This is a genomic window from Acinetobacter sp. MD2, from assembly GCF_035615575.1.
In the GTDB taxonomy this organism is placed as follows: domain Bacteria; phylum Pseudomonadota; class Gammaproteobacteria; order Pseudomonadales; family Moraxellaceae; genus Acinetobacter.
On sequence record NZ_VTDK01000004.1, the window covers coordinates 106677 to 120508 of the forward strand.

Genomic DNA, 13832 nt, shown 5'->3' on the forward strand with positions numbered 1-13832 from the left:
TTTGATCTTTATTATAAATAGATTGTCTTAATTGTTTTTGCTCAAAATGAGCAAAAATAGCTTGTTTTTATATGCTCAATATGAGCATAATCTAAAAAAGTGGTATTTAGGACCCAAAATGAAGGAACATTTAGCGTCGTTTTCCTACGAAAAGCCGAGTTTGATGTTTATGCAAGCGCATATTCAGGCTGCGAAAATCGAGCAAGCCAGTCAAGCCTGCCATTTAAATGAAGCATGGGCAAAAGTGCCTATTCCTTTAGATGTAGCCACGACTTTGCAGTATCAACAAGAAATTAAAACATTGTTGCAGCAGCAAAATGCAGTCATGGTCGCGCACTATTATGTAGAGCCTGAGTTGCAAGATTTGGCTTTGGCGACGGGTGGTATGGTCGGTGACTCTTTAGAAATGGCACGCTTTTGTAAGGAGCATCCTGCACAGACCTTATTGGTGGCAGGGGTACGTTTTATGGGGGAAACCGCCAAAATTTTAAGCCCACAAAAAACCGTTTTAATGCCAGATTTAGAGGCAACGTGTTCTTTAGATTTGGGCTGTCCTGCGCATGAATTTAAACAGTTTTGTGATGCTCATCCTGAACGGACGGTGGTGGTCTATGCCAATACCAGTGCCGAAGTCAAAGCCCATGCCGATTGGGTGGTCACCTCATCTATTGCCATTGAAATTGTGGAATATTTAAAACAAAAAGGTGAGAAAATTATTTGGGGACCTGACCGTCATTTAGGGAGCTATATTCAAGAAAAAACGGGCGCAGATATGTTGCTTTGGCAAGGTGCTTGTATTGTCCATAATGAATTTAAAGGGTTGGAATTACAGCATTTAAAGCAGCAACATCCTGACGCGTTGGTTTTGGTACATCCTGAATCGCCTGCCGAAGTAGTGGCGTTGGCTGATGTGGTTGGTTCGACCAGTAAATTACTCAATGTGGTGAAACAGCAGCCTAAGCGAAGTTTTATTGTGGCAACCGACCAAGGCATTTTACATGAAATGCAAAAGCATGCACCACACACACAATTTTATGCAGCACCGACTGCTGGCAATGGTGCAACCTGTAAGTCATGTGCTTTTTGCCCTTGGATGGCGATGAATGGTTTAGAAGCCTGCGCCAATGTTTTGAAAAATCATTGTCAGCAAATTGAATTAGCGCCTGATTTAATTGAACGTGCCAAGCAACCGATTTTAAAAATGTTGCAATTTGCACAAGATTATCATCACTATCAGCAGCAAACACAACATTTAGCCCAAGGATTAGTCGAATTTAAACAATGGCTTGCAGGACAGCAACATGAACACGACCGTGCATTATGATGTGTTGATTATGGGTGCAGGGCTTGCAGGCATTACTGTTGCATTGTCGTTGCCTCGCCATTTAAAAATTGCCTTACTCTGCAAAGCTGACTTAAACACATGTTCAAGTGATTTGGCCCAAGGTGGAATTGCTGCGGTTTTAGACCCTAAAGACCATGTATCTTTACATGTGCAAGACACACTTGTAGCAGGGGCGGGTTTGTGTGAGCCTCAGCAAGTCGAGCAGATTTTACAAGCAGCACCGCAAGCAATTGATTGGTTGTGCGCGCAAGGCGTACCTTTTAGTTGTGAAGACGAACCGAAATTGCATTTAACCTGTGAAGGTGGACACACGCAGCGGCGTATAGTGCATGTTGCCGACCATACGGGGCATGCGGTGATGGTCACTTTACAGCAAAAGCTGAAACAGCATACCAATATTACTTACTTGCCTGAGCATTCGGTAGAACAATTATTGGGTGAAAATGGGCGATGTATTGGGGCGAAATTACGGGATGTCGCACAGCAATCCATGACCATTTTAGCCAAACACAATGTATTGGCTACAGGTGGCATGGGGCAGCTTTTTCAATATACCACCAACCCAACGACCGCTACAGGTGATGGTGTGGCTTTGGCATGGCAGGCGGGCTGTCGGGTTGCAAATTTAGAGTTTATCCAGTTTCATCCCACGGCTTTGGCACTACAAAATGCCAATGGTTTTTTAATTTCAGAAGCTTTGCGCGGTGAAGGCGGTATTTTAAGAGACCCGAAAGGGCGACGCTTTATGCCTGAATATGATGCGCGTGCTGAACTTGCGCCTCGGGATATTGTCGCGCGTGCGATTGCCAATGAAATGCAGCAACAGCAAGCTGCGGCGATGTATTTAGATATGACGCAGCTGCCTGCTGCTTTTATTCAGCAGCATTTCCCTGCCATTTATCAGCACTGTTTAAGTTTAAATTTAGATATTTGCCGTGAACAAATTCCGATTGCCCCTGCGGCACATTATGCCTGTGGTGGGGTGGTGACCAATAGTATGGGGCAGAGTGATGTTGTTGATTTATATGCTGTAGGCGAAGTTGCATATACGGGTTTGCATGGGGCAAATCGCTTAGCGAGCAATTCGTTATTGGAGTGCGTAGTGATCGGGCGACGTGTTGCAGAATGTATTGCGCATGAAGCTGCATGGAAAATGGTGCCTGCCTATCCACAGAGTAGCCATTTGGTATTGTATCCACGGCAGCATGTGACAGACCAAGCTAAATTTTCATTGCAATTGTTACAACAGCAAATGAGTCAGCACTTTGGAATACAGCGTGATTTTGTCCATATGCAGCAGTTGTATCAGCAGGTTTTAAATTGGCGGCAAAAGTTTGTTCAAGAAAATAAAACCGTGCCGCATGTTATTTATACCGCACTGTTGATGTTAAAAAGTGCGCTACAACGTACCGAAAGTCGTGGTACGCATTTTAATCGAGATTGTCCGTATTTAAATGATGTGCCACAACTCAGTGTGATTGAAGGCTTGGTATCACGTCCACTTGAACAATGTTGTGCTATTTAGTATCGGCATATTTTAACAAGGCTTGATTGGCATAAATGCCTTCAATGGTGTCAACCAATGTGCGGGTGGTTTGGTCAATTTCGTAATTGAGAAAATCGCCTACTTGAACATGATTTAAATTGGTTAAACGTAGTGTTTCAGGAATTAAATCGACTGAAATTTCGTTGAGGGTCTTATCGACGCGATTGACCGTTAAGCTACAGCCATGCAAGCCAATAAAGCCTTTTAAAAAGAAATAACGCATATTCTCGCTTGGGATTTTTAAATCTAAATGCAATATTGCCCCTTGTCGAAGTGCTTGCGTAACTTGGGTTACACCTTCAATATGTCCATATAAGTTATGCCCACCATTCTCCATGCCCATTTTAAATGAACGTTCAATATTCACCATTGAACCTGCCTGAAGCTTGGACAACGTGGTGAGTTGATTGGTTAAATCTGAAATATCAAAACTGACCAAATGCGAGTCTGCCAAAATTTGCGTGACCGTTAAACAGGTACCGTCAATGGCGACACTTGCACCGAGCTGAACATCATCTAAGAAGCCGTGGCTGTTATGCACGTAAATGGTGCTGTAGCCTTGTTTTTGCTCTACTGAATGAATGGTTTCTGTGCCTAAAACGATACCTGTATACATGGTTAACTATGCTAAATAAAAAGAATAGCACCGAGTATAGTCCGCTTTTTTATTAAAGTCTGTGTGTCATTTTTTTGTCAAAAAAGAGTCATCTAAATGTCAAGAAAAAGCCTTAAGTTAAAGCAACATTTCTTCTGTCTTATTTAAAATGATGAAAACAAAATATTCTGTTGTAATGTTGATGGGGCTAAGTGTACTTGGTACAAATGTGGCGTGGGCAAAAAGTGCAGATTCATTTTTACAACCCAATCAATTCGCCGACAGTTTACAAATTTTGCCGCCACCACCTGCCTATGATAGCGTGGATTTTTTACGTGATAAGGCTGCCTATGACCAAGCACGCAGTTTGGTTGGAACGGCACGTTGGCAGCAAGCGGCTATAGATGCAGATTTATCAGATACCAATATTGGCAAGCCATTTTCACAGGCTTTAGGGGTTGATATTTCAGCAACCAATACACCAATTACCTATGACTTGTTAAGAAAACTTCGTACCGATAGTGGAAATTATGCGACAAAAGCCGCTAAAGAGCATTATATGCGTCTGCGTCCGTTTGTGTTTTTTAATAGCCACTCGTGTACGCCAAATGATGAAACCAATTTAAGTAAAAATGGTTCATATCCTTCAGGGCATACCACAATTGGTTGGTCGAGTGCATTAATTTTGGCTGAAATTCGTCCTGAACGCCAAAATGAAATTTTAAAACGTGGCTATGACTTTGGGCAAAGCCGTGTCATTTGTGGCATGCATTGGCAAAGTGATGTCGATGCAGGGCGGATTACAGGAGCGGCTACAGTGGCGCGCTTACATGCCGACCCTGATTTTATGAAACAACTGACTGCTGCAAAACGTGAAATTCAACAAAAAGTAAAATAAGCCATAGTAATGATTCCGCCCAGATATGACACATGTTTGGGCTAAATCATTTTGGTAGTTCTTGCACATGACCTTAAAAGACTTTGGCTTATACTGCAAGGCTTGACGTGACAATGAGTTTAATGATGTTAAAACGTATTTTATTGATTACAGGTTGGGGTGTAGGTACAGCCGCATTACAACCGTTGCAAAATGCGTTACAGCACATTGGGCATACTGTTGTACTGCTTGATATTTTTAATCCTGAAGATGATGTGCAATGGCAGCAGGCACAACAACATGCCATAGATGCAGATGTATTGATGGGGTGGTCTTTAGGTGGTCAATTCGCATTATTACTTGCACAAACATTGTGGCAAACAACAGGGCAGGCCAAAAAGGTCATTACTTTAGCGACAAATCCATGTTTTGTGCAAAATCAGGATTGGCCATTTGCCATGCCGCAAGCAGAATTTCTAGCCTTTGATCAGCAATTTAAGCTCAATTCAAGTGCAACGCTTAAACAATTTTATTTGAATATTTGTCGTGGTCAGCCCAATACTAAGCAAAATTGGTTAACTGTATTAAAAACGGCGAATCCGCCCGAAATAGCGCAATTAACAATAGGTTTAACTCAGCTCAAGCAATTAAACTTGGTTACTATGCTGCAAGATTATCCTGCCAAAATACATTTTGTGTTGGCAGAGCATGATGCGCTTGTTCCTTGCCAAGTTGGCGCAGAAATCTTAAATTTTGCCTCTAAAAACATCACAATTAAAACGTTAAATGATTGTGGGCATAGCTTTCCGATGTTTAATGTTGAGCAAACTTTGCAAGCAATTAGACCATTTTTGTAAATTGAATTTTTTGACTGATCTTGCAATGGCATCGGGTTTAAAAAGCGCTTAATATGCCAACTATTGTGTAAAAATGGACTGTGCAGGATGGTCGATCAATTTGATGCTCAGCATTTGTGGCATCCGTATACTTCAATGCTCAACCCACTGCCGACCTTTAAAGTTAAGCAAGCTTATGGCGCTATCATTGAACTTGACGACGGACGACAACTGGTCGATGGCATGTCGTCGTGGTGGTGTACAATTCATGGTTACAACCATCCTGAACTGAATCAAGCTGTAACCGAACAATTGACAAAAATGTCGCATATTATGTTCGGGGGCTTCACCCATGACCCTGCGATTGAATTGGGAAAATTGTTACTCAAAATCACCCCACCACAGCTCGACAAGATCTTTTATGCCGATTCTGGTTCGGTTGCGGTTGAAGTCGCCTTGAAAATGGCAGTGCAATATTGGCAGGCGCAAGGCAAAAATTATAAAAATAATTTTGTCACCACACGCTCGGGCTATCATGGCGATACGTGGAATGCGATGTCGGTATGCGACCCTGTAACAGGCATGCACCAAATTTTTGGTTCAAGTTTAGCTGTACGGCATTTTGTGCCTGCGCCACAAAGTCGGTTTGGCGAAATGTGGCAGCCGCAAGAAATGGCAGCCTTAGAGCAGTTACTTGAAGCAGAGCATGAAAATTTAGCCGCATTTATTATCGAACCGATTGTGCAAGGTGCAGGTGGGATGCGTTTTTATCATCCTGAATATTTACGTGCGTTAAAACAGTTGTGCGACAAATATCAGCTCTTGCTTATTTTTGATGAAATTGCGACAGGTTTTGGTCGTACAGGCAAACTATTTGCGTGGGAACATGCACAAGTTGAACCTGACATTATGTGTATTGGTAAAGGCTTAACGGGCGGGTACATGACCTTGTCTGCAACACTTACCACGACACAGGTTGCCGAAACGATTTCACGTGGTGAAGCAGGCGTTTTTATGCATGGCCCAACCTTTATGGCAAATCCGCTCGCGTGTGCGGTGGCACAGCGTAGTACCCAATTGTTGTTAGAGCAAGATTGGCAATCTAATATTCAGCGCATCGAACGTCAGTTACAAAGTGCCTTAGCGCCGTTAGCAAGCTTAAGCCATGTTGCCAATGTGCGGGTGTTGGGTGCAATTGGCGTAGTGGAACTCACCATGAATGTGAATATGGCAAGTTTACAACAAGAATTTGTCCGTCGTGGTATTTGGGTGCGCCCATTTGGAAAATTGGTGTATGTCATGCCGCCGTATATTATCAATGAAGCCGAATTAACCTATTTACTCGACCAACTGATTGCAGTGGTTGAGGGGCTACAACAGGATGGAAGTTATGGCATTGCTTGATCATTACGCCGCCAAACTTGATGGATTGAAGAAAACTGGCAATTTGCGCCAATTTACCCCCAATATGCAGCAGGACAAGCGTATTTGGGTAGATGGCCAAGAAATGTTGAATTTGTCTTCGAATGACTATTTGGGTTTGGCCAACGATTTAGACTTGCGTGTGCAGTTTTTTGAGCAGATGCCAATGTTTAAGCGACATTTGACTTCGTCTTCTTCACGCTTACTAACGGGCAATTTCCCTGAATATGTTGCGTTAGAACAGTGTTTGTCTAACACATTTTTAGGGCGTGATGCTTTACTGTTTAACAGTGGCTATCATATGAATATTGGTATTTTACCTGCGCTTGCCGATGCCAAAACTATCATTTTAGCCGATAAACTTATTCATGCCAGTATGATTGATGGCATTCGTTTAAGTACCGCACATTATGTACGTTATCGGCATAATGATTTGGCGCATTTGCAGCAACTAATTGAAAAATACCATGATGATGCCGAAATAGAGCGGATTATTGTGGTCACTGAAAGTATTTTTAGTATGGATGGTGACGAAACCGACCTAGCTGCTCTTGCTGCGCTTAAACGTCAATTTAGCAAAGTTATGCTGTATGTTGATGAAGCTCATGCAATTGGGGTGCGTGGTGAAAAAGGCTTGGGCTGTGCCGAGCAATATGGCGTGATCAACCAGATTGATTTTTTAGTGGGTACTTTTGGTAAAGCCATTGCTTCGGTGGGAGGCTACTTAATTTGCGATCCAATTATTAAAGCCTATTTAGTCAATACCATGCGTCCACTGATTTTTAGTACTGCATTGCCACCTATCAATATTGCATGGACGCAGTTTGTATTTGAACAAATGCAAAACATGGCGCAAGCACGACAGCACTTACAGCGCACGAGCCAATATTTACAACAACAGATAAGTGCGCTTGGTTTTGCGAGTCCATCGAGCAGTCATTTAGTGCCGATTATTATTGGTGATAGTGCAGTAGCCGTCGAAAAGGCGAAAACTTTACAGCAACATGGTTTTTATATTATGCCTGTGCGTCCACCGACTGTACCGCAAAATAGCGCAAGACTACGGGTGTCGCTCAGCGCAGCCATTACTTCACAAGACTTAGACCCATTGGTGCAACTTTTGGCGAATACGAATGCAAATTGATAAACGAAAAGTTCAGCAACGCTTTGCCAAAGCCAAATATAGCTATAGCGAACAGGCTGTGGCACAGCAGCAAATTTGTCAGTATTTATCGGTGCTGATTCAACAGCATTGTCCAGTGGCATTAAAACGTGTGTTTGAAATTGGCTGTGGTTCGGGCAACCTTACTCATTTGTTATTGCCACAATTGCAGGTCGATCAATATATCGTCAATGATTTGTATCCTGCGGTGATGGAATTTTTTAAGCACGATGCCAATGTGGATTTTTGTTTGGGTGATGCTGAAACCATTGTTTATCCAAAACAATTAACCGCGATTGTGTCAAGTTCAGCTTTGCAATGGATGAATAATTTAAGCGATGTTTTTGCCAAAATTCAGCACGCTTTGCAGTTACAAGGGTGGTTCTGTTTTTCCATTTTTGGTCCCGACAATTTAAAAGAAATTAAAGCGCTGACAGGACAAGGTTTAGATTATCATTCGGCAGAACAGCTCACCGAAATGTTAGAGCAGCAAGGTTTTGAGGTGTTACACTGCGAAGAACAACAGATCGAACTGATGTTTAGCCATCCACTACGGGTGTTAAAACATTTAAAAGCCACGGGTGTGACGGCAAATTCACATCACTTTGTATGGACAAAGCAGCGTTTACAGCAGTTTTATCACGATTATGCCGAATTTAGCCAAAGCTCTGATCAGGACAATACTTATTATCGATTGACCTATCATCCTATTTATATCATTGCACGGAGAATCACATGAGCGGTCAAGTCTATTTTATTACCGGCATTGATACAGGTATTGGCAAAACCTATGCCACAGGCTATTTGGCACAGCAATACTTGGCACAAGGGCAAACCGTGATTACCCAAAAATTGATTCAAACGGGCAATATCGATATTTCAGAAGATATCGAACAGCACCGAGAGATGATGGGTACAGGGCTTCTTGCTGAAGATCATGCCAAACTGACCATGCCTGAAATTTTTAGTTATCCTGCTTCGCCACATTTAGCTGCCAAATTAGATGGTCGTGATATTGATTTTGCCAAAATTGAGCAAGCCACTGCACAATTAAGCGCGACGTTTGATATGGTGCTGTTAGAAGGTGCGGGTGGTTTAATGGTGCCATTAACCGAAGATGTTCTGATTATTGATTATCTTCAACAGCAGAATTTTCCGATTATTTTAGTCGCATCTGGGCGGTTAGGTAGTATTAACCATACATTACTGAGTTTAGAAGCAATAAAAACTCGTGGTTTGCACTTGCATTCGCTGGCTTATAATTTAAATGATGAATCGAAAGATCCACTGATTTCTAAAGACACACAACATTATTTGCAAAATTATTTAGCCCAAAATTTTCCGAAAGCCGCTTGGATTGAAATTCCTGCACTTTAATTGAATACCTATAAAAAATGCCTCAATTTTGAGGCATTTTTTATGAGATTACATGTATGACTTAGCGATTAAAATCACGCTTGATCCCAAAAGGACTGCGCGGTGTACCTTGACGTTGCTGTGGTGCACGTTGTTCAGTTTCACCACTTTCGTCACGGCGTTGTTGGCGTAAATAACCACCACGACGTGCTGCCATTGGCTTTTCAGTCATTTTGTCTGCACGACGTTTTGCCATACCAAACAAGCCTGTGCCTTGGCGTGGTTTTAACTCAACCAATTTGGTTAAATTATCAATTTCTTGCTTGTCTAGCTCAGTCCAACGACCTGTACGAAGTTCACGTGGTAAAATAACTGAACCATAACGGGTACGAAGTAAGCGACTGACTTTTAAACCTTGCGATTCAAATAAACGACGTACTTCACGGTTACGTCCTTCTTTTACCACCACTTGATACCAACGGTTAATTCCTTCACCACCTAAGTCCGACAAAGACTCAAATTTAGCAGGGCCATCATCTAAAGTGACGCCGTTGAGTAGAGTTCTGCGCATTTGTGGGCTAAGTTCACCCATCACACGGACTGCATATTCACGTTCAACTTCATTCGATGGGTGCATTAAGCGGTTGGCAAGTTCACCATCGTTCGTAAATAACAACAAACCAGTACTGTTAATGTCTAAACGACCTACCATCACCCAACGGTCGTTGGCAATTTGTGGTAAGTTGTCGAATACAGTTGGGCGCTGTTCTGGGTCGTTACGTGAACAAATTTCGCCTTCAGGCTTGTAATATACTAAAACGCGGCGACGAATTTCATCTTCAATTTGAAATTGTACTTTACGACCATCGATACGCAGTTCGTCAGTTGGCTCGATACGCTCACCCACTTGGGCAATTTTACCGTTAACGCTCACGCGACCTGCGGCAATGACTTCTTCCATATAACGACGAGAACCTAGTCCGATACGGGCAAGTACCTTTTGTAATTTTTCACTCATAACAGTAAACCTTAGAATTAATCAATCAACAGTCCACCTATTCACGACTTTGCTGCATGGGCATCAAGTGTCATGAAAGCTTCCTTGGCATCCTGTAGGGGAGGCAATTGGCTTAAAGATGCTAAGCCAAAAGCATTTAAAAATTGGGGCGTAGTCACCAATAAAGCGGGTCTGCCCGGGAGTTCACGGAAACCAGATTCTTTAATCCAGTTCCAGTCGAATAGGGTGCGTAAAATTTGACTATTGTTGCTTACCCCTCGTACATGCTCGATATCGGCACGGGTTACGGGTTGGTGGTAAGCAATCACAGCAACAGTTTCGAGCAGCGATGGCGAAAGCTTGGTTGGGCGTTCGGGCCAAGTTTGACGAATCATATCACGATATTTGGCGCGTACTTGAAAACGAAACCCTTGGGCGGTTTCGATCAGTTCAATCGCACGACCATGTTGCAATACAGCCAATTGTTGCAAGTACAAGCGTAACTGTTGTTTATTATATTGGTTTTGAAATGCTTCTTTCAACCGAGCCAATGAAACGGGTGCATCGCTTGCAAAAATAATTGCTTCAAGTTGCATCAATACTTCATGATGCAGGTCATCGACATTGATTGCACTGGTATTATCCATGATGTATTCCTTGAATAGACAGCGGTGCATCCAAACCTGTGCTGACAATGTGAAGTTTTTGTTGCCGTGTTAGCTCTAAAACTGCCATAAAAGTCACCACCATGCCCATTTTACCTTGTGTTGGGGTGAGCAAAGCTTGAAAATCTAAAATTTTTCCACTTGCTGTCATTGCTTCAATATGTGCAATACGCTCTTCAAGTAAAACGGGTTCTTGTTGGACTTGGTGAATAATAGGTTCTGGGCGATTAAAAATACAAAATAAAGCATCACGTAAACTCTTGGCATCATAGCCTTCATATAAATGCTGACTTTCGCCTAAATGTACCTGTGTGTTGAACGTATCTCGTTCTAAAATAGGCAGTTGACCTAAACGCTCTGCTGCTTGTTTTATGCGTAAATAGCTTTCAAGGCGATCAATAAGTTCCTGTTTCGGGTCTTTTTCAAGTTGAATGCTCGGTGGTTTTGGCAATAAAAGTCGCGATTTTAAATCGGCAAGTAAGGCTGCCATCACCATATAATCAGCAGTCAATTCAATATTTAACGATTTCATGGCATTCATGTAAGTTAAATATTGGCTCGCAATTGGAGCAATATCGAGTTGTAATAAGTCGAATCCATTTTTTTGAATCAAATAGATTAAAAAGTCCAAAGGCCCTTCAAATTGTGTCAGTAAAATTTGAAAAGCAGCAGGGGGGATATATAAATCTTCGGGTACATCGGTTTGCCAATCATCTAAAATACGAATATTGGAAAAAGCGACTACTTCAGAATCGACAGTTTGATTCATTACACTATTTATGCCACGCGAATTTTCAAAAGCATGAAAAACCAACTGAACAATTTTATTAAAACTGTTGAAGTTGAGGAGATAAAAAATTAAGTGGCGTAGTTTAAGCGATTTTATGCCAGAAGGAAATAAACCACGACCCGTATTTGTAATAAAAGCGTCAAAATTGTGCTAAAACCAAACTGTAGGTTTCATTTTTTATTCAAATGCACTCACATCGCCAACGCCATGTCGTATCACGCTTGGCTGATCGCCCGATAAATCGATAATGCTGGTGGTGCTCAGTGTGCCAAAACCACCATCAATAAAAACATCGATGCGTTTTCCGAGCTGCATTTCAATTTCATAAGGGTCATCTAAAGGGTCGTTCTGCTCAGGCAAAATTAACGTGCTTGTCAACAATGGCTCGCCTAACTCTTTAAGCAGCATTTGACAAATTGGATTGGTTGGAATGCGTAAGCCAATGGTTTTCTTTTTTGGGTGCATCAGGCGTTTGGGCACTTCACTGGTGGCTGCTAAAATAAAGGTGGTCACCGCTGGGGTGTTATTTTTCAGCAAACGATACGTTGCATTGTCTACTTTGGCAAAGGTGGCAATGTCGGATAAATCGCTACATAAAATGGCATATTGATGTTTAGAGCCTAAGTTACGAATTTGGGCTATTCGTTCCATTGCAGCTTTGTTTCCAATTTGACAACCAATGGCATAGGCGGCATCGGTTGGGTAAACTACCACATCACCTGCACGAATGCGCTCTACAGCTTGTTGAATGAGTCTCGGTTGCGGATTATCAGGATGAATTCTTAAGTGAAGCATAACTGTTTCCATAGCTGCCTGAGATTTATACATATTATGAGCGTGTCGATTGGATTGTACAAATTTTTTGAGCAGTTAAATGACAGAAGTTAGTCTAATATTTCTCGCGTAAATTCTGTTGCCTGTAAACTTTTGCCATTGCGAATGCAGAGGCAAATACATTGCAAAAAGTGGCTAGCATCGCGTGGTAGTTGCACTTGACCTGAAAAATACGCTTGGACTTGTGTAAAGACTGCATCTTTAAATTGACTGCCATCACCACCATCACCTGTTAAATTGTCGAGTGATACCCGAAATTTACGTCCAAATGCGGTCGCAAATAACCATTCAATCGCTTGCGGTTTGATTTCAACTTGTTCAAATAATTGTTGTTGTTCTTGAGTACGGCCATCGGGTGCATACCAATAACCTAAGTCAGGTTGTAGGCGGCGTTTTGCACCTGCAATGGTCCAATGGCTAATTTCATGCAGTGCACTATTGAAAAAACCATGTGCAAACTGAATTTTTGCAGATTGATCTAAAATAGCAGGAAAATATTCAGGTTCGTGCTCACCTTTGAACAAAATCACATTATGGTGGGAAAACCACGCATTAAAGTGTAAGATAAGCCAATCTACTTGGGTTTTTTCCAAAGCATCTTTTGGCCACAGCGCTTGTTGCACGTGGTTTAAGGTCAAATTTGAATCCCAAATAGGTAGGGTAGGAACAAGTGATGACGTGTTAACTTTTGGTTGCGGCTGCAACAATTGCATGACTGTGTTACCCAATGGTTCTGTCTTAAAGTGCAAAATTGTATCTTAAACTTTGACAGAGTTCAGATGAATTTGTAGAATTGCCGCCTTAATTATGTCAGCTAATACCTTTCCGGCACAAATTGAGCCGTTTAAATGGGCTGAACAAGGCTATACATGGTCAGGAACACTGCCCCTGTCACGCTTTGCTCGAATTGCTCGTGAAGCAGTTGGATCGATTGATAATCAATCGGTTCAGGTAAATTGTAAACTATCAATGGACGCGTATTATCGTGTCGTATGGTTAGATGCACACGTAGAAACACAACTTCCGATGGAATGCCAACGTTGTTTGGATACTGTCGAGATAGAACTGGTTTCAGACGTTCATTTGGCCCTCGTCGATGATGAATCACTGATAGAGCGCTTGGATGAGGATGCTGATTTCATCGTATTGGGTGAAAATGAGACATCAACAAAAGGCTCGTATGAACAAGCTGCTACTGTTGATTTACTCACTTTACTTGAAGATGAGTTATTATTGTTGGTGCCATTATCTCCTAAACATCAAGTTTGTGAGCATAAGCATCAACCGACCGAACAGGACATTGTTGAAGAAAAACGGGATAATCCGTTTGATATTTTGACAAGCTTAAAAGGTAAACTAAACTCATAAAGTATGTTATACTTTTAAGTTAGGGTAACTGAAATTGTT

The 13832-nt window shown here is 41.9% G+C and carries 15 protein-coding genes; 9 read left to right on the forward strand and 6 right to left on the reverse strand.

Features of this window, described 5'->3' with window-relative positions:
• The first annotated feature begins 169 nt into the window (after positions 1 to 169).
• A complete protein-coding gene (gene nadA, locus FXN70_RS07120) occupies positions 170 to 1324 on the forward strand; it encodes a quinolinate synthase NadA (RefSeq protein WP_420714392.1) in 1155 nt (384 codons plus the stop codon).
• A complete protein-coding gene (gene nadB / locus FXN70_RS07125; RefSeq protein ID WP_324646772.1) occupies positions 1302 to 2870 on the forward strand; it encodes an L-aspartate oxidase in 1569 nt (522 codons plus the stop codon). Before nadA ends, nadB begins: the two co-directional genes overlap by 23 nt.
• Here the strand turns inward: nadB and FXN70_RS07130 are convergent.
• A complete protein-coding gene (locus FXN70_RS07130) occupies positions 2863 to 3507 on the reverse strand; it encodes a riboflavin synthase subunit alpha (RefSeq protein ID WP_324646773.1) in 645 nt (214 codons plus the stop codon). The genes nadB and FXN70_RS07130 overlap by 8 nt on opposite strands.
• Positions 3508 to 3655: 148 nt before the next feature.
• On the opposite strand from FXN70_RS07130, the gene FXN70_RS07135 reads away from it, so the two are divergent.
• The 6 genes from FXN70_RS07135 to bioD all read left to right on the forward strand — a co-directional run bounded on the left by FXN70_RS07135 (position 3656) and on the right by bioD (position 9160).
• Entirely contained in the window at positions 3656 to 4384 is a 729-nt protein-coding gene (locus FXN70_RS07135; protein ID WP_324646774.1) for a phosphatase PAP2 family protein, read from the forward strand.
• Positions 4385 to 4497: 113 nt separating this feature from the next.
• Positions 4498 to 5220, forward strand: a complete 723-nt coding sequence (locus tag FXN70_RS07140) for an alpha/beta fold hydrolase (protein WP_324646775.1) — start codon at positions 4498 to 4500, stop codon at positions 5218 to 5220.
• Positions 5221 to 5307: 87 nt separating this feature from the next.
• A complete protein-coding gene (gene bioA, locus FXN70_RS07145) occupies positions 5308 to 6603 on the forward strand; it encodes an adenosylmethionine--8-amino-7-oxononanoate transaminase (protein ID WP_324646776.1) in 1296 nt (431 codons plus the stop codon).
• Complete coding sequence (locus tag FXN70_RS07150) at positions 6590 to 7765, forward strand: 8-amino-7-oxononanoate synthase (protein WP_324646777.1); 1176 nt, start codon at positions 6590 to 6592, stop codon at positions 7763 to 7765. Before bioA ends, FXN70_RS07150 begins: the two co-directional genes overlap by 14 nt.
• A complete protein-coding gene (gene bioC / locus FXN70_RS07155) occupies positions 7755 to 8522 on the forward strand; it encodes a malonyl-ACP O-methyltransferase BioC (RefSeq protein WP_324646778.1) in 768 nt (255 codons plus the stop codon). Before FXN70_RS07150 ends, bioC begins: the two co-directional genes overlap by 11 nt.
• Positions 8519 to 9160: a dethiobiotin synthase gene (gene bioD, locus FXN70_RS07160; protein ID WP_324646779.1), complete on the forward strand. Its 642-nt coding sequence runs from the start codon at positions 8519 to 8521 to the stop codon at positions 9158 to 9160. The genes bioC and bioD overlap by 4 nt, the downstream gene beginning before the upstream one ends.
• A gap of 61 nt (positions 9161 to 9221) precedes the next feature.
• Here bioD and rluB read toward each other — a convergent pair whose 3' ends face one another.
• The 5 genes from rluB to FXN70_RS07185 form a co-directional block, all read right to left on the reverse strand.
• Positions 9222 to 10157, reverse strand: a complete 936-nt coding sequence (gene rluB, locus FXN70_RS07165; protein WP_324646780.1) for a 23S rRNA pseudouridine(2605) synthase RluB — start codon at positions 10155 to 10157, stop codon at positions 9222 to 9224.
• 41 nt (positions 10158 to 10198) lie between these two features.
• Positions 10199 to 10783: an SMC-Scp complex subunit ScpB gene (gene scpB / locus FXN70_RS07170; RefSeq protein ID WP_324646781.1), complete on the reverse strand. Its 585-nt coding sequence runs from the start codon at positions 10781 to 10783 to the stop codon at positions 10199 to 10201.
• Positions 10776 to 11570, reverse strand: a complete 795-nt coding sequence (locus FXN70_RS07175; RefSeq protein ID WP_324646782.1) for a ScpA family protein — start codon at positions 11568 to 11570, stop codon at positions 10776 to 10778. The genes scpB and FXN70_RS07175 overlap by 8 nt, the downstream gene beginning before the upstream one ends.
• A 198-nt stretch (positions 11571 to 11768) precedes the next feature.
• Positions 11769 to 12386, reverse strand: a complete 618-nt coding sequence (locus tag FXN70_RS07180; protein WP_324646783.1) for an L-threonylcarbamoyladenylate synthase — start codon at positions 12384 to 12386, stop codon at positions 11769 to 11771.
• 89 nt (positions 12387 to 12475) lie between these two features.
• The gene (locus tag FXN70_RS07185; RefSeq protein WP_324646784.1) at positions 12476 to 13138 is read right to left on the reverse strand and encodes an elongation factor P hydroxylase; all 663 of its coding nucleotides are present in this window, start codon (positions 13136 to 13138) and stop codon (positions 12476 to 12478) included.
• 94 nt (positions 13139 to 13232) lie between these two features.
• Between FXN70_RS07185 and FXN70_RS07190 the strand changes: the two genes are divergently transcribed.
• Positions 13233 to 13793 (forward strand): YceD family protein, encoded by a 561-nt coding sequence (locus FXN70_RS07190; RefSeq protein WP_324646785.1) that lies wholly within the window; start codon positions 13233 to 13235, stop codon positions 13791 to 13793.
• Positions 13794 to 13832 lie beyond the last annotated feature (39 nt).

What these genes read in the sequence shown, in the direction of transcription:
- nadA (WP_420714392.1), top strand. Translation starts at nt 170, where the DNA reads ATGCAAGCGCATATTCAGGCTGCGAAAATCGAGCAAGCCAGTCAAGCC.
- nadB (WP_324646772.1), top strand. Translation starts at nt 1,302, where the DNA reads ATGAACACGACCGTGCATTATGATGTGTTGATTATGGGTGCAGGGCTT.
- FXN70_RS07130 (WP_324646773.1), bottom strand. Translation starts at nt 3,507, where the DNA reads ATGTATACAGGTATCGTTTTAGGCACAGAAACCATTCATTCAGTAGAG.
- FXN70_RS07135 (WP_324646774.1), top strand. Translation starts at nt 3,656, where the DNA reads ATGATGAAAACAAAATATTCTGTTGTAATGTTGATGGGGCTAAGTGTA.
- FXN70_RS07140 (WP_324646775.1), top strand. Translation starts at nt 4,498, where the DNA reads ATGAGTTTAATGATGTTAAAACGTATTTTATTGATTACAGGTTGGGGT.
- bioA (WP_324646776.1), top strand. Translation starts at nt 5,308, where the DNA reads ATGGTCGATCAATTTGATGCTCAGCATTTGTGGCATCCGTATACTTCA.
- FXN70_RS07150 (WP_324646777.1), top strand. Translation starts at nt 6,590, where the DNA reads ATGGCATTGCTTGATCATTACGCCGCCAAACTTGATGGATTGAAGAAA.
- bioC (WP_324646778.1), top strand. Translation starts at nt 7,755, where the DNA reads ATGCAAATTGATAAACGAAAAGTTCAGCAACGCTTTGCCAAAGCCAAA.
- bioD (WP_324646779.1), top strand. Translation starts at nt 8,519, where the DNA reads ATGAGCGGTCAAGTCTATTTTATTACCGGCATTGATACAGGTATTGGC.
- rluB (WP_324646780.1), bottom strand. Translation starts at nt 10,157, where the DNA reads ATGAGTGAAAAATTACAAAAGGTACTTGCCCGTATCGGACTAGGTTCT.
- scpB (WP_324646781.1), bottom strand. Translation starts at nt 10,783, where the DNA reads ATGGATAATACCAGTGCAATCAATGTCGATGACCTGCATCATGAAGTA.
- FXN70_RS07175 (WP_324646782.1), bottom strand. Translation starts at nt 11,570, where the DNA reads ATGAATCAAACTGTCGATTCTGAAGTAGTCGCTTTTTCCAATATTCGT.
- FXN70_RS07180 (WP_324646783.1), bottom strand. Translation starts at nt 12,386, where the DNA reads ATGCTTCACTTAAGAATTCATCCTGATAATCCGCAACCGAGACTCATT.
- FXN70_RS07185 (WP_324646784.1), bottom strand. Translation starts at nt 13,138, where the DNA reads ATGCAATTGTTGCAGCCGCAACCAAAAGTTAACACGTCATCACTTGTT.
- FXN70_RS07190 (WP_324646785.1), top strand. Translation starts at nt 13,233, where the DNA reads ATGTCAGCTAATACCTTTCCGGCACAAATTGAGCCGTTTAAATGGGCT.